This window comes from Clostridium sp. cel8, assembly GCF_014050525.1.
Classification (GTDB): Bacteria; Bacillota; Clostridia; order Clostridiales; family Clostridiaceae; genus Clostridium_B.
On sequence record NZ_JACGAG010000016.1, the window covers coordinates 1 to 24012 of the forward strand.

Annotated in this window: 24 protein-coding genes, 2 pseudogenes, 1 riboswitch and 1 other annotated feature; of the genes and pseudogenes, 25 read left to right on the top strand and 1 reads right to left on the bottom strand. The window is 30.2% G+C overall.

Annotated elements, in window-relative coordinates; translation table 11 throughout:
* Window positions 1–158 precede the first annotated feature (158 nt).
* Window positions 159–263, top strand: a riboswitch (SAM riboswitch).
* 85 nt (window positions 264–348) lie between these two features.
* From H2684_RS11405 to H2684_RS11525, 25 genes and pseudogenes are all read left to right on the top strand, one after another.
* Window positions 349–1305, top strand: coding sequence for a methionine ABC transporter ATP-binding protein (locus tag H2684_RS11405; RefSeq protein WP_182089529.1), 957 nt, complete (start codon window positions 349–351; stop codon window positions 1303–1305).
* A 1-nt stretch (window position 1306) separates the two neighbouring features.
* Complete coding sequence (locus tag H2684_RS11410) at window positions 1307–1963, top strand: methionine ABC transporter permease (protein ID WP_182089530.1); 657 nt, start codon at window positions 1307–1309, stop codon at window positions 1961–1963.
* A 127-nt stretch (window positions 1964–2090) separates the two neighbouring features.
* On the top strand, window positions 2091–2816 hold the full coding sequence (locus H2684_RS11415; RefSeq protein ID WP_182089531.1) for an HAD-IB family hydrolase: 726 nt from the start codon (window positions 2091–2093) through the stop codon (window positions 2814–2816).
* An 86-nt stretch (window positions 2817–2902) separates the two neighbouring features.
* Complete coding sequence (locus H2684_RS11420) at window positions 2903–3550, top strand: ribonuclease H-like domain-containing protein (RefSeq protein ID WP_182089575.1); 648 nt, start codon at window positions 2903–2905, stop codon at window positions 3548–3550.
* 25 nt (window positions 3551–3575) lie between these two features.
* Window positions 3576–4274, top strand: a complete 699-nt coding sequence (locus H2684_RS11425; protein WP_182089576.1) for a FadR/GntR family transcriptional regulator — start codon at window positions 3576–3578, stop codon at window positions 4272–4274.
* 618 nt (window positions 4275–4892) lie between these two features.
* Window positions 4893–6416, top strand: a complete 1524-nt coding sequence (locus H2684_RS11430) for an L-lactate permease (RefSeq protein WP_182089532.1) — start codon at window positions 4893–4895, stop codon at window positions 6414–6416.
* 56 nt (window positions 6417–6472) lie between these two features.
* Entirely contained in the window at window positions 6473–7747 is a 1275-nt protein-coding gene (gene larA / locus H2684_RS11435) for a nickel-dependent lactate racemase (protein WP_182089533.1), read from the top strand.
* 55 nt (window positions 7748–7802) lie between these two features.
* Window positions 7803–8591, top strand: coding sequence for an electron transfer flavoprotein subunit beta/FixA family protein (locus H2684_RS11440; protein ID WP_182089534.1), 789 nt, complete (start codon window positions 7803–7805; stop codon window positions 8589–8591).
* Window positions 8592–8658: 67 nt separating this feature from the next.
* On the top strand, window positions 8659–9870 hold the full coding sequence (locus tag H2684_RS11445; RefSeq protein WP_182089535.1) for an electron transfer flavoprotein subunit alpha/FixB family protein: 1212 nt from the start codon (window positions 8659–8661) through the stop codon (window positions 9868–9870).
* A 43-nt stretch (window positions 9871–9913) separates the two neighbouring features.
* Window positions 9914–11329, top strand: coding sequence for an FAD-linked oxidase C-terminal domain-containing protein (locus tag H2684_RS11450; RefSeq protein ID WP_182089536.1), 1416 nt, complete (start codon window positions 9914–9916; stop codon window positions 11327–11329).
* 223 nt (window positions 11330–11552) lie between these two features.
* Window positions 11553–12029 (top strand): stage V sporulation protein AC, encoded by a 477-nt coding sequence (gene spoVAC, locus H2684_RS11455; RefSeq protein ID WP_182089537.1) that lies wholly within the window; start codon window positions 11553–11555, stop codon window positions 12027–12029.
* A gap of 1 nt (window position 12030) precedes the next feature.
* Window positions 12031–13032 (top strand): stage V sporulation protein AD, encoded by a 1002-nt coding sequence (spoVAD, locus tag H2684_RS11460; RefSeq protein ID WP_182089538.1) that lies wholly within the window; start codon window positions 12031–12033, stop codon window positions 13030–13032.
* 47 nt (window positions 13033–13079) lie between these two features.
* Complete coding sequence (gene spoVAE / locus H2684_RS11465; protein ID WP_182089539.1) at window positions 13080–13433, top strand: stage V sporulation protein AE; 354 nt, start codon at window positions 13080–13082, stop codon at window positions 13431–13433.
* 99 nt (window positions 13434–13532) lie between these two features.
* Window positions 13533–13845: a binding site (T-box leader), on the top strand.
* A 52-nt stretch (window positions 13846–13897) separates the two neighbouring features.
* The gene (trpE, locus tag H2684_RS11470; protein ID WP_182089540.1) at window positions 13898–15325 is read left to right on the top strand and encodes an anthranilate synthase component I; all 1428 of its coding nucleotides are present in this window, start codon (window positions 13898–13900) and stop codon (window positions 15323–15325) included.
* A 1-nt stretch (window position 15326) separates the two neighbouring features.
* Window positions 15327–15521: pseudogene (locus tag H2684_RS11475) on the top strand (aminodeoxychorismate/anthranilate synthase component II); the annotation flags it as partial.
* A pseudogene (locus H2684_RS11480) lies at window positions 15518–15718 on the top strand (chorismate-binding protein); the annotation flags it as partial. The pseudogenes H2684_RS11475 and H2684_RS11480, both read left to right, overlap by 4 nt.
* Window position 15719: 1 nt before the next feature.
* Window positions 15720–16301 carry an aminodeoxychorismate/anthranilate synthase component II gene (locus H2684_RS11485; RefSeq protein ID WP_182089541.1) on the top strand — a complete coding sequence of 194 codons (582 nt, stop codon included), beginning with the start codon at window positions 15720–15722 and terminating at the stop codon, window positions 16299–16301.
* The gene (gene trpD / locus H2684_RS11490) at window positions 16291–17310 is read left to right on the top strand and encodes an anthranilate phosphoribosyltransferase (protein ID WP_182089542.1); all 1020 of its coding nucleotides are present in this window, start codon (window positions 16291–16293) and stop codon (window positions 17308–17310) included. The genes H2684_RS11485 and trpD overlap by 11 nt, the downstream gene beginning before the upstream one ends.
* A 19-nt stretch (window positions 17311–17329) precedes the next feature.
* The gene (gene trpC, locus H2684_RS11495) at window positions 17330–18118 is read left to right on the top strand and encodes an indole-3-glycerol phosphate synthase TrpC (RefSeq protein WP_182089543.1); all 789 of its coding nucleotides are present in this window, start codon (window positions 17330–17332) and stop codon (window positions 18116–18118) included.
* Between the two features lie 19 nt (window positions 18119–18137).
* The gene (locus H2684_RS11500; protein WP_182089544.1) at window positions 18138–18731 is read left to right on the top strand and encodes a phosphoribosylanthranilate isomerase; all 594 of its coding nucleotides are present in this window, start codon (window positions 18138–18140) and stop codon (window positions 18729–18731) included.
* Between the two features lie 5 nt (window positions 18732–18736).
* Window positions 18737–19921, top strand: coding sequence for a tryptophan synthase subunit beta (trpB, locus tag H2684_RS11505; RefSeq protein WP_347707550.1), 1185 nt, complete (start codon window positions 18737–18739; stop codon window positions 19919–19921).
* A 133-nt stretch (window positions 19922–20054) separates the two neighbouring features.
* Window positions 20055–20849 (top strand): tryptophan synthase subunit alpha, encoded by a 795-nt coding sequence (trpA, locus tag H2684_RS11510; RefSeq protein ID WP_182089545.1) that lies wholly within the window; start codon window positions 20055–20057, stop codon window positions 20847–20849.
* 170 nt (window positions 20850–21019) lie between these two features.
* A complete protein-coding gene (locus H2684_RS11515; protein WP_182089546.1) occupies window positions 21020–21817 on the top strand; it encodes an SDR family oxidoreductase in 798 nt (265 codons plus the stop codon).
* An 85-nt stretch (window positions 21818–21902) separates the two neighbouring features.
* On the top strand, window positions 21903–22115 hold the full coding sequence (locus H2684_RS11520; protein ID WP_182089547.1) for a DUF3006 domain-containing protein: 213 nt from the start codon (window positions 21903–21905) through the stop codon (window positions 22113–22115).
* Between the two features lies 1 nt (window position 22116).
* Window positions 22117–22992, top strand: coding sequence for a VIT1/CCC1 transporter family protein (locus H2684_RS11525; protein WP_182089548.1), 876 nt, complete (start codon window positions 22117–22119; stop codon window positions 22990–22992).
* Window positions 22993–23056: 64 nt separating this feature from the next.
* On the opposite strand, the gene H2684_RS11530 is transcribed toward H2684_RS11525, so the two are convergent.
* Window positions 23057–23914, bottom strand: coding sequence for a YitT family protein (locus H2684_RS11530; RefSeq protein ID WP_182089549.1), 858 nt, complete (start codon window positions 23912–23914; stop codon window positions 23057–23059).
* Between the last annotated feature and the right edge of the window lie 98 nt (window positions 23915–24012).

Here is a 24012-nt window from a genome sequence, read left to right on the forward strand (position 1 = left end):
ATTATAATATAAATTTTATTTATTTGGGACATTTTCATCTTTCTTATACTAGGACATTATCATCTTTCAATCATAAAATTTATGAGGAAAATTGATAATATGTTGACATAATGTCTTTAAATTGATATAATAAGCTGAACAAATTCAATATAAAATTAAACTTATTTAGAGAGATGGAGGGAACGGGCCCTTTGAAATCCGGCAACCAGTACAGTTATTGTACAATGGTGCTAATTCCTGCAGCGAAAGCTGAAAGATGAGATGATTTTATCAAATTATGTCTGAGGTTTTCCTCAGATTTTTATTTTTGGAAGTTTAATTAATGTTTAATAGGGAGGAAAATATATTTTGATAGATATTAATGGAGTAGGAAAAAGTTTTGGAGATAAATATGTGCTTAAAGATATAAATTTACATATAGATAAAGGAGAGATATTTGGTATAGTAGGTCATAGTGGAGCTGGCAAATCCACACTTTTAAGATGCTTAAATGGACTTGAAACTTATGATACTGGAAGTATAAAAGTAATGAATAAGGAAGTTAAAGATTTAAGTAACAGGGAAATTAGATCATTTAGAAAAAATTTAGGCATGATATTTCAAAATTTTAATTTACTTAATAGAAAAACTGTATATGATAATGTAGCTCTTCCTCTTGAAGTGTGGAAAGTAGATAAAAAAGAAATAAAAAAGAGAGTTAATGATTTGTTAAATATTGTTGGGCTACAAGATAAAGCAAATAGTATGCCAAGAAGACTAAGTGGTGGACAAAAACAGAGAGTTGCAATTGCAAGAGCGCTTGCAATGAATCCTAGTATACTACTTTGTGATGAAGCTACTTCTGCACTTGATCCAAAGACTACAATGTCTATACTTGAACTTTTAAAAAAGATAAATAAAGAATTTAACATAACTATAGTTATTGTCACTCATCAGATGGAAGTTATAAAGGAAATATGCAGTAAAGTTGCAATTATAGACGATGGAGAAATAAAGAAAACTGGAAATGTAGAAGATGTATTTTTAAGACCTGGAAAGAATTTGAAAAAATTGTTGGGATCAGATACCATGATTCCTGATAGTGGAGTGAATTTAAGAATATTTTTCCCAAAAGAAATAAGTCAGGGAAACTTAATAACATCTATGGCAATAGACTTAGGCATAAGATTTTCTATAGTATGGGGGAAACTTGAAAGGTTTAGAAATGATGTTCTTGGAAGTCTTGTTATAAATATAAATGAAGAGGATAAAGAAGTTATATGCAACTATCTTTCTTCAAGACACATAAATTGGGAGGTGGAATAAAATGACCTTTATTGAATTGTTTAATCAAATACTTCTACCAGCTATTGGTGAAACTATTTATATGGTATTTGTATCAACTTTTCTATCTGTAATTATAGGATTTATACCAGCTATTTTACTAATAGTAACAGACAAACATGGATTAAAACCAAATAGAGTTATATATAAAATATTTGACGTGATAGTGAATGTTTTAAGATCATTCCCTTTTATAATACTTATGATAGCAATTTTTCCACTTACAAGATTAATTGTTGGAAAAGCTATAGGTACTACAGCGGCAATTGTTCCAATTACAATAGCATCAGCTCCTTTTGCTGCAAGAGTAATTGAATCTTCTCTTAAAGAGGTAGATCCAGGTGTAATAGAAGCTGCAAAATCATTTGGTGCAAGTAACATCCAGATAATATTTAAAGTAATGATTAAAGAAGCACTTCCATCTATAGTACTTGGTATTACACTTACTACAATAAGTATAGTAGGATGTTCCGCAATAGCAGGTGCAATTGGAGCTGGAGGACTTGGACAAGTAGCTATAAATTATGGATACTATAGATTTGAAACAAAGATAATGGTATATACTGTAATAATACTTATAATATTTGTTCAACTTATTCAGACAATTGGAAACTTTTTATACAAAAAATTGAATAAATAAATTACTTGCCTTAGGATATTTAATTTTCCTAAGGTTATTTTTATTTTTAATAGTGTATTATTTGTGTTAAAATACATGTAAAATAATATTAAAAGAATTATTTATAATAGGAAAGAGGGGGATAAAAGTGAGTATAGCAGCGTTTTTTGATATAGATGGTACTCTATACAGAGAAGGACTTATGACTGAAGTCTTTAAAAAGTTAGTTAAGTATGAAATAATCACTCCAGACAGATGGTATAAAGAAGTTAAGCCAGAGTATGAAAAGTGGGATAAAAGGCAGGGAAACTATGATAACTATCTACTTAAAATGGCAGATATATATATAGAGGCAATAAAGGGACTTCATAGGTGTCAAATAGAATTTATAGCTAGAAAAGTTATATCTCAAAAGGGTGATAGAGTGTACACATACACTAGAGATAGAATTAAGTGGCATAGAAAAAATGGACATAGGATAATAACTGTTTCCGGAAGCCCTATAGAACTTGTTAGAGAAATGTCTAAGAAATATGGATTTGATGATTATATTGGAGCAAAATATATAATGGATGAAAACAACATATATACAGGTGAAGTAATACCAATGTGGGACAGCTTAAGCAAAAGAAAAGCAATACAGATGTTTGTTAAAAAATATGATATAGATTTGGAAAAGAGTTATAGCTATGGTGATACTGCAGGAGATTTTGAAATGTTAAAATTAGTTGGAAATCCAACTTGTGTAAATCCAACTAGAGAACTTGTAAAAGAAGCTGTGGAAAATGAAAAGTTGAAATATAAAATAAAAATAATAGTTGAAAGAAAAGATATGATATATAGTTTGGACCCAACATGTATAGAAATTGTTTAGAAAATTTAACTAGATTATGTTAACTATATATCTAAAATGTTATAATGTTAATGTATGCATTAAAAGATGTAGAAAAGAGTGATAAGGTGATAGATAGACGTAATGAAATATCTGTTAAAAGACCAAATTGCAATAATGAATTAAAGATGGATAAAGGTGTTTCCATATTAAAAAATGCACTATTTTTTGATTTAGAACACTATATATACAAAAAACCAATTTGTATAGGTGTTTTTGGATGTTGTTTTTATGATTGGAATGAGGAAATGTTGAAAGTTACTCAATACATGATAGAGGGAAAAAAAGATGCTAAAGATATAGTAAAAATGGCTCAAGATTACTTTCAAGATATGTATGATAGAGGGAAAAAATATATTGTAACATTTTCAGGTAACAATGATTTTACTGTAATAAATTATTTACTTAAAAAATACAATTTGAAATTTGACATAAGTCAACATTTTACTCATATTGATCTTCAAAAGCAATATGAAAAGGAAATACACAATTCTATAGGGCTTAAAGCTCTTGAAAAGGAATTTAAAATAGAAAGAAATAGTGATGTTATAAGTGGATCTAATTTGGCCAAGACATTTAGTAAAATAGTAAAGGATAGTAAGTATATAGATAGAATGCCTGAAGAAAAGAAAAAAAAGATACTTCTATATAATGAACAGGATGTTGTCAGTTTATTTTATATGTGTGCTATGTGGAAAAAAGTTTTTAAAAAATAGTTTCAAAAGAGGAGAGAGTATTATGATTTTTCATCCAATAAAGAGTACAAAAGTATATGAACAGGTTATAGATCAAATAAAGCAAATGGTCATTGATGGAAGCTTGAAAAAAGGTGATAAATTGCCCTCCGAAAGAGAATTAGTTGATAATTTAGAGGTGAGTAGAACTTCTGTAAGAGAAGCTATAAGATCACTTCAAATTATGGGACTTGTAGAGTGTAGGCAAGGGGAAGGAAACTTTATAAAACAAAATTTTGAAAATACTCTACTAGAGCCAATTTCTATAATGTTTATGTTGCAAGAAAGTAACCCAGAGGAAATATTGGAGGTAAGAAAAATAATAGAAATTGAAACTGTAGCACTTGCAGTTAGGAGAATAAATGAAGATGAGCTTGAAGATCTAAAAAGAATAGCTGACTTATTTAAAGTATGCAAAGATGAAAATAAAAATGTAAAATATGACAAGGAATTTCACTATAAAATAGCTAAAGCTGCAGATAATCTATTGATAATAAATATATTAAATGCAATGTCATCTCTTATGGATGCGTTTTTAAAAGATGCAAGGAAAAAGATACTTGTAGATGAGAATAACTTAATAGTTCTTGCAAATCAGCATGAACTCATATATAAAGCCATAAGAGATGGAGATGCAGAAAGAGCATCTCTTGAAATGAGAAAACATCTTGATTTTACAAATGAATACATAAAAAGAAATAGATGAGGATGTTAATTTTATAACATTTTTACAGAACATATATTCGTTTATACAAATAAATTTACGACGTGGATTTATTTGTATAAATCAGTCTTATTTAATAATTCATATCAATTGTAAATCTACAAATCTACTATCATAGGAATTCTCATATTAATTTCAAGTTGATTTATGGATATTTTCAAATAATAACAGTTTTAAATAATAATCTGCTAATGTAAATTTAAATTTTTTATGTTACTTTTGTAACTATACTGGCAATTTGAATTTATATGTGTTATATTATATTTAGAAACTGGTAATACCATAATACCAATATTGAATTTAAGGTATAAATCAATACATATTAGTTCCTTCAAAAAATGAAAAAATATAAAAGTTATTTAATTAACAATAATTATAATTAATTATATATAGATTAAAAAAAAACAAAAAAATAATTAGGAGATAAAATCTATATAAACCTTAATATAACAATAATTACATATTTATATTACAATATGAAAACATTGTTAACTTGATAACAATTGTAGAAATGCTAGTAAGATTATGATAAACTTAAATTAAAAAGTGGTATTACCATAATACCATAATATTATAATACTAGTTATTGGGAGGAATAATATGAATATGTATTTGCTTTTCCTTATAGCACTTATACCTATAGTTTGGCTTATGATTTCATTAAGTGCTTTAAAGATGCCAGGTCATAAAACTTGTCCATTTACATTGCTTATTACTATAATACTTGCAGTAATTGTGTGGAAAATGCCAATGTTTGATGCTATAACTGCCACTTTAGAAGGTACTGCTTTAGCTATATGGCCAATAATGATTGTAATAGTTGCTGCTGTATTTACTTATAATCTTTCTGTATACACAAAGAGCATGGATGTAATAAAGAAAATGATGACAAGCATTACTACTGATCAAAGAATATTAGTACTTATTTTAGCTTGGGCTTTTGGAGGATTTATGGAGGCTATAGCCGGTTTTGGAACTGCAGTTGCTATACCTGCCAGTATACTTGCAGGACTCGGATTTGATCCAATATTTGCAGCAATAATATGTTTGATTGCAAATACAACTCCTACGGCTTTTGGAGCAATAGGTATACCAGTAACTACTCTTGCAAAGGTTGCCAATATAGATGTTGGGCAATTGAGTTATGCAGTTGGTCTTCAACTTGCAGTTTTAATTATAATTGTGCCTATTGTACTTGTAATGCTTACTGGTAAAAGCGTAAAAGCAATAAAAGGATTTTGGGGAATAGCTCTTGCGTCAGGTATTTCTTTTGCAATTCCTGAAGTTTTAGCAGCAAAATATCTTGGAGCTGAACTTCCTGCAATACTTGGATCTGTAGTTTGTATGATAGTTACTGTAGCTGTGGCTAAGATATTTTATAAAGATACTGCTGCAAAAGATGCTGAACACATATCTTTTAAGAAAGGATTTTTAGCATGGCTTCCTTTTATACTGGTATTTGCATTTGTAATATTAAGTAGTGCACTTTTCCCACCAATAAATAAATTGTTATCTTCAGTAAAAACATCAGTACCTATTTATACTGGGCCAGGAGCCAAACCATATACATTTAATTGGGTATCTACTCCAGGTACATTAATTATAGTAGCTACATTTATTGGAGGACTTATTCAAGGTGCTAAGTTTGGTGAAATAGCAGGAGTTTTAGGTAATACATTTAAACAGATGTATAAGCCAGCAATTACTACAATTTCAATAGTTGCACTTGCAAAAGTAATGGGTTACAGTGGCATGATAAAATCTATTTCAGAAATACTCGTTATAATAACAGGAGGTTTTTATCCACTGATTGCTCCAATAATAGGTGCACTTGGAACATTTGTAACAGGTAGTGACACATCATCAAATGTATTATTTGGAGGACTTCAAGTTCAAGTAGCAAGGTCTTTGAATTTGAATGAATTTTGGCTTGCTGCAGCAAATACAGGTGGTGCCACAGCAGGAAAGATGATATCTCCACAAAGTATAGCAGTTGCAACAGCGGCTACAGGACTTGTTGGACAAGAAGGTAAAATACTTAGTGCCACATTGAAATTTTGTATAGTTTATGTAATCGTTTTGGGATCTATAGCTTACTTTGCAGGGCCAATATTTGGTTTCTAACTAAGCTTAAATAAAATATATATTAATAAAATAATTTTAAAGGGAGTGAATTTATTATGGCCAAAATGAAACTACCTTATGGTAGAAAAATGATTGATATTGAAATAGATGATAAAAATTTAGCCTGTGTACTTGAGTCTAAAGCAGGAAAATATAAAACTGAACTTTCTCAAGAGGAAATAGTTGAAAAAGCGTTGGACAATCCAATAGGATCTCCAAAACTAGAGGAACTTGTACAGGGAAAAAAGAATATGGTTATAATAAGTAGTGATCATACAAGGCCTGTACCAAGTAAGATAATAATGCCTATACTTTTAAGGAGAATAAGGAAAGTAAATCCACAAATTGATATAAAAATATTAATTGCAACAGGATTTCACAGAGCTTCAACTAGAGAGGAATTAATAGATAAATTTGGAGAAGAAATAGTTAAAAATGAAAATATAATCGTACATGATTCACGGGATGAGAAAAGTCTTGTAAAAATAGGAACACTTCCATCTGGTGGTGAACTTATAATTAATAAAGTTGCAGTAGAAACTGAACTTTTAATTGCAGAAGGATTTATAGAATCACACTTCTTTGCTGGATTTTCAGGAGGAAGAAAGAGTATACTTCCTGGTATAGCTTCTGCAAAAACAGTTATGGCAAACCACTGTTCAGAATTTATAGCAAGTCCATATTCTAGAACTGGAATATTAAAGGGAAATCCTATTCACAAAGATATGCTTTATGCAGCAGAAAAAGCAAATCTGGCATTTATAATAAATGTAGTTATAGATAGTGACAAGAAGATAATAAATGCTTTTGCAGGACATAGTAAGTTAGCGCATGAAGATGGATGTAAATTTGTAATGGATCTGTCTAAAGTTAATAAAGTAGATGCAGACATAGTAGTATCAACTAATGGAGGATATCCACTAGATCAAAATATATATCAATCAGTTAAAGGAATGACAGCTGCAGAGGCTACATGTAGAGACGGTGGAGTAATAATAATGGTGGCTGCATGCAATGATGGACATGGTGGAGAGGGATTTTATAATAATCTTGCAAATGTAAAGACTCCGAAGGAATATTTAGAAAACGTTTTGAAAGTTCCAAGAAATGAAACATCTCCTGATCAATGGGAGTCCCAGATACTTGCAAGGATATTAGATAAGCATACTGTAATTATGGTAACTGATATGTGTAGTCCAGAAATTATAAAGAATATTCACATGAAACATGCATACACATTTGATGAAGCACTTAATATGGCCTACGATATTGTAGGTAGAGATGCAAAGGTAGCAGTTATACCAGATGGGGTAGCTGTAATTGTAAATTAACTAAGATGAAATTTTAAAATTAAATAGATAAATATAAATTTTGGAGGTAGTTTAAATGGATATATTAGTATGTATAAAACAAGTTCCTGGAACATCAAAAGTTGAAGTTGATCCTGTAACAGGAGTATTAAAAAGAGATGGAATAGATTCAAAAATGAATCCATATGATTTATTTGCACTTGAAACAGCACTTAGACTTAAAGAAAAATATGGTGGAGTTATAAAAGTAATAAGTATGGGACCACCACAAGCTACTGAAGTTATAAAAGAAGCTTATATGATGGGGGCTGATGAAGGAACTCTTATATCAGATAGAAAGTTTGCAGGAGCAGATGTACTTGCAACTTCCTACACAATATCCCAGGGTATAAAAAAGATGGGACATGTAGATTTAATATTGTGTGGAAAGCAGACAACTGATGGTGATACAGCACAGGTAGGACCTGAAATAGCAGAATATCTTCAAGTTCCACATATTGCAAATGTAGTAAGCATAGAAGAAGTAAAAAGTGATTCAATGGTAGTAAAAATGGATATGCCAAATACTATAGAAGTTGCAGATATAAAATTTCCTTGTCTTTTGACAGTAGATAAGGACATATTCCAGCCAAGGCTTCCATCTTATAAAAAGAAGTTGGCTACAAAGGATAGAAAAGTTGGAATTTTAAGTCTTAAAGATTTTGATGATAAAGATGAAAATAAATATGGATTAAATGGTTCTCCAACTCAGGTTGAAAAGATATTTCCACCAGAAGTAAATACAGATAAGGAAATGTGGGAAGGTACAGGAGAAGAACTTTCAGAGAGGCTTACTGAAAAACTTAAGGAATTAAAGTTTATTTAGAAATTATTATAGATATAAATTTATTAGATAAAATAATTTATTTTTAAATATGTAGGAGGAATTAAAAATGGGTAGATTAGTAGTTCATAATGATAAAGTAAATCCTGAAGTTATAAAAGAATTGCTTGATATATGTCCTTTTGGAGCTATGGAGGAGAAAGATGGAAAAATTGAAATAAATGCGGCTTGTAAAATGTGCAAATTGTGTGTTAAAAAAGGCCCTAAGGGAGTAATGGAATTTGTAGAAGATGAAGTTAAAAAAATAGATAAAAGTCTTTGGAAAGGTGTTGCAGTATATGTAGACCATGTAGAGGGAAATATTCATCCAGTTACCTATGAGCTTATAGGTAAGGCAAGAGAACTTGCAGGAAAAATAAAACAACCAGTATATGCAGTATTTGTAGGATACAATATAAAAGAAAAATCTAAAGAGTTACTTCATTATGGAATAGATGAAGCTTTTGTATATGATTATGAAGAACTAAAGGATTTTAGAATTGAACCATATACAGCTGCTATAGAAGATTTTATAAATAAAGTTAAACCTGGAACATTTTTATTTGGAGCAACAACTATTGGAAGATCGCTTGCGCCTAGAGTTGCAGCTAGATTTAGAACTGGACTTACAGCTGACTGTACAATACTTGATATGAAAGAAAATACTGACCTTGTTCAAATAAGACCAGCATTTGGTGGTAATATAATGGCAAGAATATTGAATCCAAATCATAGACCACAACTTGCTACTGTAAGATATAAAGTTATGAATGCACCATCTAGAACAGATGAAACTTCAGGAAAGATAAATATAGTACAGATGGACAGAAATAAATTTAAGTCTGGTATAAATGTATTAAAGGTAACTAAAAAAGTAGTTGAAGAAGATATATCTGAAGCTGATATAATAGTTGCTGCAGGTAGAGGAGTTAAAAATGAAGCCGACATGGCTATGATACATGAACTTGCAGATTTACTTGGAGCTCAAGTAGCTACAACAAGACCACTTATTGAAGCAGGATGGGCGGATCCTAAAAAACAAATAGGACTAAGCGGAAGAACAGTTAAACCAAAGCTTATAATAACTTGTGGAATATCTGGTTCAGTTCAATTTGTAGCTGGTATGAATAATTCTGATACTATAATTGCAATAAATAAAGATCCAAAAGCATCTATATTTAATGTAGCTCACTATGGTATTGTAGGAGATATATATGAAATAATACCTAGAGTTATTGAAAATATAAAAAATGGTTCAGATGTTGAATGTAAAGTGATGTAGAGTTTCACAAGACAATTTAAAATTTGATTTTGGAGGGAGAAATATGGAATTAACATATACTACAAAATATAAAAAATTAGATGAAAATGATGTAAAGTTCTTAGTAGATTTACTTGGAGAAGATAGGGTATTTACTGGAGAAGATATAAATGATGATTACAGCCACGACGAATTAGGTGGAGTTAGCAAATATCCAGATGCTATGGTAGAAGTTTTAAGTGCTGAAGAAGTTTCAAAAATAATGGCATATGCATATAAAAACAACATTCCAGTAGTAGCAAGAGGTTCAGGAACAGGACTTGTTGGATCATCAGTTCCAATGGAAGGCGGAATAATGATAAATCTAAGTAAGATGAACAATATACTTGAATTAGATGAGGAAAATTTGACACTTACATTAGAACCTGGAGTTTTGCTTATGGATATAGGTAAATTTGTAGAAGAGCACGATTTATTTTATCCACCAGATCCAGGTGAGAAGTCTGCTACAATAGGAGGAAATGTAAGTACAAATGCAGGTGGAATGAGAGCTGTTAAATACGGAGTTACAAGGGACTATATAAGAGGACTTGAAGTAGTATTGCCAAATGGTAATATTATAAATGTAGGAGGAAAGGTAGTAAAAAATAGTTCAGGTTACAGTATAAAAGATTTAATATGCGGTTCTGAGGGAACCCTTGGAATAATAACAAAGATAATATTGAAACTTATTCCACTACCAAAGAAATCAATTAGTCTTCTTATACCATTTCCTAATTTGGATAAAGCTATAAGTACAGTACCTAAAATAATAAAATCAAAATCGATACCAACTGCAATAGAGTTTATGCAAAGAGAAGTTATACTTGCATCAGAAGAATTTTTAGGGAAGAAGTTCCCAGATAACTCTTCAGACGCATACCTTCTTCTTACATTTGATGGCAATAGCAAAGAACAGATAGAAGAAGATTATGAGAAAGTAGCTGATATATGTCTTAAAGAAGGAGCACTTGATGTGTATATTTCTGATACAGATGAGCGAAAAGAATCAGTTTGGTCTGCAAGGGGAGCTTTTCTTGAAGCTGTTAAGGCAAGTACTACAGAAATGGATGAGTGTGATGTTGTTGTACCAAGAAACAAGGTTGCAGAGTTTGTTAAATTTACTATTGAAGCTGAAAAGAAATTTAATATAAGAATAAGAAGCTTTGGACATGCAGGAGATGGAAATATCCATGTATATATTCTAAGGGATGATCTTTCAAAAGAAGATTGGGAGAAAAAATTAAATGATGTATTCAATGCATTGTATAAAAAATCTGAAGAACTAGATGGACTTGTTTCTGGTGAACATGGTATAGGTTATGCAAAGAAAAAATATATGTTCCATCAATATGGAGATGATTATATACAACTTATGAGAAATATAAAATTGGCTTTTGATCCTAAAAATATATTAAATCCTGGAAAGGTATGCGAATAATATAGTTGAATTAGCTTATATTTTTAATAAAAAATAAATATTTACCTCTAATTAATAATTAAATATTAAAAGAACTCATATAAAATTTTATATGGGTTCTTTTAATTTGTTTTTTGATGATTTGTATTAGAGTAATAATTATATCATATATGGTTAAACTATTCATGAATTATTAAGAAAATAAAATTATAATTTATATATTTTTGTAAGGAGGGCAGATTATATGGCTTCAAATAAAGATTTAAATTCAGAACAAAAAAAGTATCAAGAATTTGCAGATGCAAAGGTTCCAAAGAGAAAGGCTTTTAGAAATTGTGTAAGAGCATTTTTAGTAGGTGGTTCTATATGTGTATTTGATCAGGCACTTCAATTTATGTTTATAAAGTATTTCAATTTTACAGAGGAAACAGCAGGAAATCCAGCTTCGGCTATACTTATAATAATAGCTACAATTCTTACTGGACTTGGTGTATTTGATCATATTGCTCAATGGGCAGGTGCAGGTACTTCAGTTCCAATTACGGGCTTTGCTAATTCTATTGCCTCATCTGCTATAGAACATAGGACGGAGGGATATGTTCTTGGAGTTGGTGGAAATATGTTTAAGATTGCAGGTTCTGTTATAACATTTGGTGTGTTTTCTGCCTTTGTAGTAGGAATAATTACTATGATAATTAAATGGTTAGGAGGCATGATATAAAATGCTTGTTGGAAGACAATCTTTAATTTTTAAATCAAAGCCCGTTATAATATCACATGCAGCTGTAGGTGGGCCTTTTGAAGGAAAGGGAGCTATATCAGATGACTTTGACAAAATTTTTGAGGATATATGGCTTGGGCAGAATAGTTTTGAAAAGGCTGAAGAAAAGCTTTTAGAAGAGGCGAGTAATTTAGCTATAAACAAATCAAAATTGAACAAGGAAGATATAAACTTTTTTATAAGCGGTGACTTAATGAATCAGATAACAACTAGTTGCTTTGCTGCTAGAGCTCTTGCAATCCCATTTTTAGGTATATTTGGTGCTTGTTCAAGTTCCATGGAGGGGTTGACACTTGCATCTTTACTTATAGATAGTGGTTCAGCAAATTATGTTCTTACAGGAACAGCAAGTCATAATGCTGCAGCAGAAAAACAATTTAGATATCCAACAGAATATGGTAGCCAAAAACCACCTACTGCACAGTGGACTGTAACAGGTTCAGGTGCAGTAATACTTGGGAAGCATGGAGATGGTCCTAAGATAACTGCAGCAACTGTAGGAAAGGCAATTGATATGGGAATATCTGATCCATTTAATATGGGGGAAGCTATGGCAAAAGCAGCGGTAGATACAATTGAAACGCACTTTAAAGAGTTAAATAGAGATCCTTCATATTATGATATTGTTGCAACAGGTGACTTGGGAAAGATAGGTCATAAAATTTCAGAGGAACTTCTAAAAAAAGATGGCTTTGAGTTTAAACCAGGAGTTTTTAATGACTGTGGAATGATAATATATAATGATGATCAACCTGTGTTTTCAGGTGGAAGTGGTTGTGGATGTTCTGCAGTAGCTACCTATGGTCACTTTTTAAAGGAAATGGAGAAAAATAAAATAAATAAAATGCTTATAGTTGCAACGGGTGCATTAATGTCTCCAATGTCATATCAACAAAAGGAGAGTATACCTAGTATTGCCTGTGCTGTTTCAATAGAAAAATAAGATTACTTATATTTTAATATATTAATTGTAAAAGAAGGTGTATTTGTTTGGAAAAGTTTATTTGGGCCTTTTTAGTAGGAGGAGGAATATGCGTTCTAGGACAGATAATGATGGATATTTTCAAATTGACTCCAGCTCATACTATGACAACTTTTGTAGTTACAGGAGCTATACTTGGAGGGCTAGGCTTATATGAACCTCTTATAAAATTTGCTGGTGCTGGTGCATCAGTTCCAATAAGTAGTTTTGGAAATGCACTTGTAAAAGGTGCACTTATGGAAGCTGATAAATATGGAATAATAGGGGTGCTTACAGGAACTTTTGAAGTGACTAGTGCAGGTATATCAGCAGCTATAATTTTTGGATTTATAGCATCTCTTATATTTAAACCAAAGGGGTAGTAAATATAAGTTTTATTTACATTAAATAATAAAATATCCAAATTACTATTGACAAATTTAATAAATGGATTTAAAATTAAAAACAACAAGTTAAGGAAATCAAATTCTAAGAGCAGAAGTAGTAGGTATTGTAATCGGGTTAAAGAGAGTCTGGGGTGGTGGAATCCAGATACTTTGATTGATATTGAATGGATCTGTGAGAAGCAAGGTGAATTATAGTAGCTGTAGCCGGGATGTCTGCCGTTAAAAAAGACAGAGTATCGAGAATTTTCTCCGTACTTTTAAAGTGAATTTTATTATTTAGGTGGCTTAGAAAGTAGCGCATTTCTTCCTAAAAAGAAGAAATGCTTTTTTAATCTAAATATAAAATTAACATGGGTGGTACCGCGAAGTTATACATTTCGTCCCATTTAGGGATGAGGTGTTTTTTATTTTACATAAAAATATTAGGGAGGATAAAATATATGAATTTGGATGAAAATAAGTTTAGACAGCTTAAAGGCAAAAATGTAATTTTCCCAGTAACTTATGAAATAAATGGAGATGAAATTACACCTATAAATATATTTTATAATTTAGAATGTGAAAATAAAGTAATACTTGAAAGTGCTAAGTTTGAAATGGAAAAGGGAAGATATTCTTTTATAGCATCAAATCCATATATGAAAGTGAAGAGTTTTAAAAATCATATATATGTAGAAAGTAAAGATTCAAGTTATAGCAAAGAGGGAAAGATCATTGATTTTATAAAAGATTTTATGAATATAAATTATAGTAATGATATGTTGAAGATACCTTTTTCAGGAGGTGCTATTGGATATGCCGGGTATGATGTAATAAAACAATATGAAAGAATAAGTGATGAAAATACAGATGAGTTAAATATACCAGAAGCTTATTTTATGTTTTACAAAAGTTTTATATGTTATGACCATGTAAAGCAGAATATAATGCTAGTCTATAATGTGTTTCCAAATGAGAATATGGATTATGAAGGTGTTTTAAGTTATCTTAAAGATCTAGGAAAACAGATAGCTAATAAATCAAGTATTCACAATATTCCTAATTATTCTACAACAAAAGAGTTTTCTTCAAATTATAGTAAAGATGAATTTTGTAAAAATGTAGATAAGGTTAAAGAGTATATAAAAAAAGGCGATATATTTCAAACTGTTATATCACAGAGAATTAAATGCAAAACTGAGTTGAAAGCTTTTGATATATATAGAAAACTTAGATCTGAAAATCCATCTCCCTATCTTTTTTATATAGATTTTGAAAATTTCCAAGTTATAGGTTCATCTCCTGAAAGACTTGTAAGTGTACATGGAGATATTGTTAGTACAAATCCAATAGCAGGTACTAGAAGAAGGGGAAAAACTGAAGAAGAAGATAAAAAACTTGAAAAAGAGCTTTTAAGTGATGAAAAAGAAAGAGCGGAACATGTTATGCTTTTAGATCTTGGAAGAAATGACATTGGGAGAGTTAGCGAATTTGGAAGTGTTAAAGTTACAAAATTTATGGAAGTGCAAAAGTATTCTCATATTATGCATTTAGTATCTCAGGTGTCGGGAAAGTTGAAAAAAAATGTATCTAGCTTTGACGCATTTGTGTCATGTTTGCCTGCAGGTACAGTATCAGGGGCACCTAAAATAAGGGCAATGGAGATTATAGATGAAATTGAAAATCGAAAAAGGATTTTGTATGCAGGTGCAGTAGGGTATTTTTCATACAGCGGTGATATGGATACATGTATTGCAATAAGGACAATTGTTCTTAAAGATAGTTATGCTTATATGCAAGCAGGAGGAGGTATAGTATATGATTCTGTTCCAGAACTTGAGTATGAGGAATCTTTAAATAAGGCAAAAGTACTTATGGAGGTGATATAAGTTGATATTAATGATAGATAACTATGATTCATTTACCTATAACTTATACCAGTATATAGGAGAGATTTATAGAGATATAAAGGTAGTTAGAAATGACAGCATTACAATTGAGGACATAGGAAAAATTAAGAATCTCCAAGGAATAGTAATATCTCCAGGACCAGGAATACCTGAAAATTCTGGAATATGCATAAAAGGATTTTGTATGCAGGTGCAGTAGGGTATTTTTCATACAGCGGTGATATGGATACATGTATTGCAATAAGGACAATTGTTCTTAAAGATAGTTATGCTTATATGCAAGCAGGAGGAGGTATAGTATATGATTCTGTTCCAGAACTTGAGTATGAGGAATCTTTAAATAAGGCAAAAGTACTTATGGAGGTGATATAAGTTGATATTAATGATAGATAACTATGATTCATTTACCTATAACTTATACCAGTATATAGGAGAGATTTATAGAGATATAAAGGTAGTTAGAAATGACAGCATTACAATTGAGGACATAGGAAAAATTAAGAATCTCCAAGGAATAGTAATATCTCCAGGACCAGGAATACCTGAAAATTCTGGAATATGCATAGATGTTGTGAAAGAGTATGGAAAGCATATACCTATTTTAGGAATATGCCTTGGACATCAAGCTATAGCTAAAGCATTTGGCGGAAATGTTGTAAGGGCAAAAGAGATAAAACATGGTAAAACTTCTATGGTAAGTCATGTAGATGATAAACTATTCAAAAATATAAAGACACCAATTAGGGCTATGAGATATCATTCCCTTGTAGTGGAAGAAAATTCTGTTTTATCAGAATTTACTAAAATTGCTGAAAGTGATGATGGGGTTCTCATGGGTATTAATCATAAAAAGTACCCAATATATGGACTTCAATTTCATCCCGAATCAATATTAACTGAATGTGGACATGATATAATAAAAAATTTTTTACAGGAGGTATGTTATGTTAGTTAATGCTATAAAAAAAGTTGTATCTGGAGAGGATCTTTCTGAGTTAGAATCAGAAAGTGCAATGAACAGTATAATGTCTGGAAAGGAGAAAGAAGCAGTAGTTGCTGGATTTCTAATGGCCTTAAAGATGAAAGGAGAGTCTATTTCTGAAATAACAGGGTGTGCTAAAGCTATGAAAAAAATGGCAGTACCTGTGAAATTAAAGAGTAATTATGTTATTGATACATGTGGAACAGGTGGCGATGGAGGAAGAACATTTAATATTTCTACTGCAGCAGCTATTGTTGCAGCGTCAGGTGGAGTAAAGGTTGCAAAACATGGAAATAAAGCAGTATCTAGTAAAAGTGGAAGTGCAGATGTATTAAATGAACTTGGAATAAATATAGACCTTGATAAAGATAAAGTAGAAGATAGTATTGATACTTTAGGAATGGGATTTTTATTTGCACCTATTTATCATAAAGCTATGAAAAATGTGGCAGCTGTAAGAAGAGAACTTGGAGTTAGGACTATATTTAATATACTTGGACCACTTACAAATCCTGCAAATGTAAAAGGACAAGTTTTTGGAATATATAAAAAAGAATTAACGGAACCTATAGCAAATACACTTTTAAATTTAGGTTGTGAACATGCATTAGTTGTACATGGTGAGGATGGACTTGATGAAATTACTACAACAGGGACTACATACATTAGTGAATTAAAAAATGGAAAAGTAAAAAATTATTCTATAAGTCCTGAGGATTTTGGAATTAAGATTTCTTCTAGTGAAGATATTAAAGGCGGAACATCAGAGTATAATGCATCTATAATACTTGATATATTGAAGGGGGAAAAAGGAGCTAAAAGGGATATTGTAGTGTTAAATAGTGGAGCTTCACTATATGTTGGGAAAAAGGCAGATAGTATTAGTGAAGGTGTTTCTATTGCAGAGAAGCTAATTGATTCAGGTAAGGCTTATGATAAGCTATGTGAACTTTTAAATTATAGCAATAAGTTTTCAAACTAGCTTTTAGGAGGTATAGAAGTTGATATTAGATGAAATAGTTTCTTCAAAAAAGAATGCACTTGAGCTTAAAAAGCAAAAGTATACAATTGACAGCATTGTAAATGAATTGAGTAGAAAAAATACAGATGCTTATAAAAGAAATTTTAAAGAGGCACTTTTAAAGGAAGGATTATCGGTTATAGGGGAAATTAAAAAAGCATCACCATCTAAAGGAGTTATAGTTTCAAAGTTTGATCCAGCAATTATAGCTGAAATGTATGAAAAAATTGATGTAGATGCTATATCTGTACTTACAGAGCAGAACTATTTTAAGGGAAAAGATGAATATATAGGATTGGTTAAAAATATAGTTTCTAAACCTGTACTTAGAAAGGATTTTATAGTAGATGAGTATCAGATATATGAGTCTAAACTAATAGGAGCAGATGCAATACTCTTAATAGTAAGAATTTTAGGAAAAAACTTAAAAAAATTTTACAAACTTGCCTATAGTTTAGGAATGCAATGCATTGTTGAAGTACACAATAGTGAGGAATTAGATGAAGCTCTTAACGCAGGTGTTGAAATAATAGGAATAAACAATAGAAATTTAGAAAATTTTACTATAAATTTGGAAACTACGGCAAAGTTAATAAAGTATATACCTAGGGATACTGTAATTATATCTGAAAGCGGTATAAACAGTAAAAATGACTTTAAATATATAAGAGATCTTGATATAAACGCGGTGTTAATTGGAGAAGGTTTTATGAGAAAAGTAGATGACATTAATAATATGAAAAAATTTCTATATGATATAAAATATTGAAATTAGAGGTGAACCTACAGTGCTTAAAGTAAAAGTATGTGGTATTAGGCGACTTGAAGATGCTATGTGTGTAAATAAATATAAGCCTGATTATGTTGGGTTTATATTTTCAAAGAGCAAAAGACAAGTAACTTTAAAAGAAGCAAAAAGTTTATCAAATACAATAGATCCGAATATTAAAAAAGTTGGAGTATTTGTAGATGAAGATATTTCTTATGTTAAGTGTGTGGCAATGGAAGTTAAACTTGATGTAATTCAATTTCATGGTATGGAAAGCGATGAGTACATTAGTAACTTTAATGATTTTGTTGTTTGGAAAGCGTTAAAGATAAAAGGTAAAGTTCCTAATTTTGATTTTAGACATGCAGATGGAATACTTCTTGATAGTAAAAGAGGAGGAAGTGGAAAGAAATTTAATTGGAATCTTACTAAAAATTTTAAAACTAATAAGACTTTGATACTTGCAGGAGGACTTAATTTAGATAATGTTGAAGAAGCAGTATCTATAGTTAATCCTGATATAGTTGATGTATCAAGCGGTGTTGAAACATCTGGATTTAAGGATCCAGAGAAAATAAAAATGTTTATAGAGAAAGTGAGGAGTATAAATTGAAACAATTGGAAAATAAATTTGGTAGATTTGGTATATTTGGAGGGCAATATGTTCCAGAAACGGTTATGAATGCACTTATAGAGCTTGAGGAAAGTTACAATGAAGTAAAAGATGATTCTGAGTTTATGGAAAAATATAAGTACTATCTTAAGGAATATTCAGGAAGACCTACACCTCTTTATTATGCTGAAAATATGACAAAAGATTTAGGTGGAGCTAAAATATATCTAAAAAGAGAAGATTTAAATCATACTGGAGCACATAAGATAAACAATGTTTTAGGTCAAGTTCTTCTTGCAAAAAGAATGGGTAAGAAAAAAGTAATAGCTGAAACTGGTGCAGGACAACATGGAGTAGCGGTTGCAACTGGAGCTGCCATGTTTGGAATGAAATGTACTATATACATGGGCGAAGAGGATTGTAAAAGGCAAGCATTAAATGTGTTTAAAATGAAAATACTTGGAGCAGAAGTACATCCAGTTAAATCAGGTAGTAGGACATTAAAGGATGCTGTAAATGAAGCTTTGAGAAAATGGGTTGAAAATATTGAAGATACATTTTATGTAATGGGATCAGTTGTAGGACCACATCCTTATCCTACTATAGTGAGGGATTTTCAGAGAGTAATTGGCGATGAAACAAAGGAGCAGATAACTGAGAAAGAAGGCAGATTACCTGATTATGTAGTTGCATGTGTAGGTGGAGGAAGTAACTCAATGGGAATATTTTATCCGTTTATAAAAGATGAATCTGTGAAATTAATTGGTGTAGAAGCAGCTGGATGTGGTATAGATACAAAAGAAAATGCAGCTACTTTAACTAATGGTTCAATTGGAATAATTCATGGAATGATGACTTATTTACTTCAAGATGAAGATGGACAAATACTCCCTGCTTATTCTATATCTGCAGGACTTGATTATCCAGGAGTTGGTCCTGAGCACTCATATTTGAAAGAAACTGGACGTGCTAAATATGAATATGCTACTGATAAAGAAGCTTTTGATGCATTTATGTATTTAAGTAAAATAGAAGGCATAATTCCTGCTCTTGAAAGTTCTCATGCAGTTGCCTATGCAATGAAATTAGCACCTAAATTAAGTAAAGATAAGATAATAGTTATAAATATTTCAGGTAGAGGGGATAAAGATGTAGATACAATTGAAAAGGTTCATAAATTATACGAATAGGCAATATAATTTATGGGTAGTATTTATTGATTATATTTTTTATAAATAATAAATATTATGTAAATTAAAATAAAAAGTAAACTAAAAACAAATAAAAAGGAAGTGAATATTCAGTATAAACTGAAAATAAATTATGAATAGAATAGATATAAAATTCAATGAATTAAAAAAGAAAAACAAAAAAGCTTTAATACCATTTGTAACTGCTGGGGATCCCAATATAGCAACTACAGAGAAGATTGTTTTAAATATATGCAATAAAGGAGCAGATATAGTAGAGATAGGACTTCCTTATTCTGATCCACTTGCAGATGGACCTATTATACAAAATTCTTCACAAAATGCATTGAAAAATGGTGTGAAAACTAAGGATATAATGAATTGCGTTAAAAATATAAGAGAACATACTGATACACCTATAGTATATTTAGTATATTATAATTCTATATTTAGATATGGAGTTGATAAATTTATAAGCGATTCAGGAAAATGTGGAGTAGATGGGATTATAATACCTGATCTTCCAATAGAGGAGAGGGAATCTATAATAGATATAGCGAAGAAATATGAAGTTTATCTTATACCACTTGTTGCACCTACTTCAAAAGATCGTATAAAGCAAATTGTAAATTCTGGTGGAGGATTTGTGTACTGTGTTTCTAAAAATGGAGTTACTGGAATTACTGGAAATATAAATACCAATATGAAAGAATATATAGATATAGTAGCTACATATACAGACTTACCTAAGGCAATAGGTTTTGGAATAAAAGGGCCTAAAATGGTAGCTAAATTTAAAGAGTATTGTAATGGAATTATAGTAGGAAGTGCTTTAGTAGATATAATAGATAAATCCAGTAATGAGGAAACTGTTATAAAAAATGCAGGGAGTTTTGTAGAAGAGCTTAGAGAAGCTTTAGATAGTTAAATATAAATTTTGGCAGACTGATTTAATTGGTCTGCTATTATTTTATTATTTTGAAATATAGTTTAAATAATAAATATTATGTTAATTACAAATAAAGTAAACTAAAAATACAAAAAATAATATAAACTTAACATCCATATGTTATAATCTCATTATGGAGGTAATAATAAATGATTGCAAAATTAAAAGATCCAATATTAATCACAGGTGCCTCAAGTGGGATAGGGTATGAATTAGCAAATATTTTTGCAAAAAAAGGATTTTCTCTTATATTAGTTGCAAGAAATAAAAATAAATTGGAAACAGTCACTGAAAATTTAAAAAAACAGTACAATGTAAAAATTAAAATGATAATTCAAGATTTATCTTCAGAATATGCTTCAGAGAAAATATTCGACCAAATTAAGAAGGAAAATATAGAGGTAAACACTCTAATTAATAATGCAGGACTAGGGTATTGTGGTTTATTTCCCAATATGCCAAGTGAAAAAGTAAGTGAAATTATAAAAGTAAATATTCAATCTCTTACAAAATTAACTAGACTTTTTTCAGAAGATATGATAAGTAGGGGACATGGTAATATATTGAATATTGCATCTACAGGAGCATATCAACCTGGACCATATATTTCCGTATATTATGCTTCAAAAGCCTATGTACTATCTTTTTCATATGCACTTAGAAATGAATTAAAAGAATTTGGAATTAATGTATCTGTATTATGTCCAGGAGCTACTAAAACAGGATTTTCAAAAAATGCAGGTAAAGCAGATATAAAAAATTCAATGTCTGCTAGAAAAGTAGCTAAAATTGCGTATAATGGGATAAAAAAGAATAAGGGATTGATAATTCCTGGAGTGTTTAATAAAACCGCTATAGTATTTTCTAAAATAGCTCCGGCATGGATAAGTGGCAATATTGTTAGGAAAATACAGAAAAACGTTATTAGCAAATTTAATGTAATATAGATATTTGACTTGTAACTATATCTGTATAGTAATATAATAGTAATATAATGGTAATATATATTAGTATTAATTGGGGGATGGCAAAATGAGAGTTATAATAGATAGATTTGAAGGTCCATATGCAGTATGTGAAAAAGAAGATAAAACTATGATGGACATAAAGAGAATAAATATACCTATGAATGCGAAAGAGGGGTGTGTATTAAAAATAGAAGGTGATTCTATAACAATTGACGAAGAAGAAACTAAAAAAAGAGGAATACATTTAAAAAATATAACGAAAAATATGTGGCAGTAAAATGGATGAGAATTTAAAAAAGATATTGTTAAAAATGCAATCTGATGAAGTAAATGAACGACAAATATATCTAAATGTAGCTAAATTCACAAAGGATGCTAAAAATATAAATATACTTAATAAAATAGCAGAAGAAGAAAAAGCTCATTACAATGTACTTTTTAAATATACCAATACCCATATACCTATAGATAAAAAAAGAGTATGGTTTTATTCTATAATAGCAAGAATCTTCGGATTTACTTTTGCATTAAAAGAAATGGAAGAGAGAGAAAGTCATGCTGTTAAAGGATATAATTATTATAAAATTACAAATCACTTTCCTGAATTATCGGATATAGCAGAAGAAGAGGAGAAACATGAATCCTTATTACTTGATATTTTAGATGAGGAAAGATTAAAATATGTAAGTTCTATAGTCCTTGGATTAAATGATGCTCTTGTTGAAATAACTGGTAGCGTAGCAGGATTTACTCTGTCTATGGCAAATACTAAAATCATAGCTCTTGCAGGACTTATAACAGGAGTATCTGCTACACTTTCAATGGCAGCAAGTGAATACATAGCTGAAAAATCTGAAAATATTAGAAGCACTTTTAAATCCAGTATTTATACTGGATGTTCATATTTTATAACTGTTATACTTTTAATATTGCCATTTTTTTTAATGCCAAAGAATATGTATATCCAAGCACTTGTTATAAGTCTTATACTAGCAGTTATAATAATACTTATATTTAACTACTATATATCTGTAGCCAAAGGATTTAGCTTTAAAAAGAGATTTTTACAGATGACAGGAGTAAGTCTTGGAGTTGCTGGACTTTCATTTATTATAGGAATTTTAGTAAAAAATGTACTTAGAATAAATTTATAGGCAATAAAAAAAGATGTAGAAGTTCTAATTTAGTCTATATCTTTTTTTATTGCCTAATTCTAAATTAATGTATTGCTTTCTTTTTGAAACTTTTACCATAAACATCTACATTACTTATAGTGATAAGTGCCTGACTGTCAAATCCATTTACTATAGATTTAAGTTTAGCTATTTCAAGACGAGAAACTATTACAAATATTACATTTGTAGGCATATTAGAATAGGCACCTTTTCCTTCTAACAATGTAACTCCTCTTCCAAGTCTTGCTAAAAGTGCATCTGTTATTTCCTTGTGTTTATTTGTAATTATTACAACTGATTTTGATTCATCCAGACCTTCAACAGTTATGTCAATCAATTTAAATGCAATAAAATAAGTAACCATGGAATACATTGCTCTATCCCATCCGAATATAAGCCCTGCACTACTTAGTATAAATATATTAATTAACATAACCACTTCACCAACAGAAAATCCTGTTAGCTTATCTAAAATTATTGCTATTATTTCTGTTCCATCTGTAGAACCACCGCTTCTTATAACTAATCCAACTCCTATTCCAAGAAGTATTCCTCCAAATATTGAAGCAAGTAGAGTATCGTTTGTAAAAGCAGATACATTCCTAAAAGTAGATACCATAATAGAAAGTGAAATTACAGAAAATAATGTATGAAACGTAAATGTCTTACCGATTTGTTTATATCCAACTATTAAAAAAGGTATATTAAATAAAAAGATAAACAATCCGAGAGGGTAGAGCGTTATATAACTTACCATAATAGATATTCCAGTAATGCCTCCGTCTATTATGTTATTTGGAATTAGAAAAAGTTCGAGTCCAACAGCCGCCAAAGTTGTTCCTATAAACATGAATAAAAATTTTGTTAATATAAAGAAAATTTCTTTATATCTTTTTTGCACAACATCACATCCTTTCAGATATAGTAATAGTAAATTATTATATCTTAAAGGAGTGAGATATGTCAAATCTATTCAATGTAAAATATATGCGTTATAAT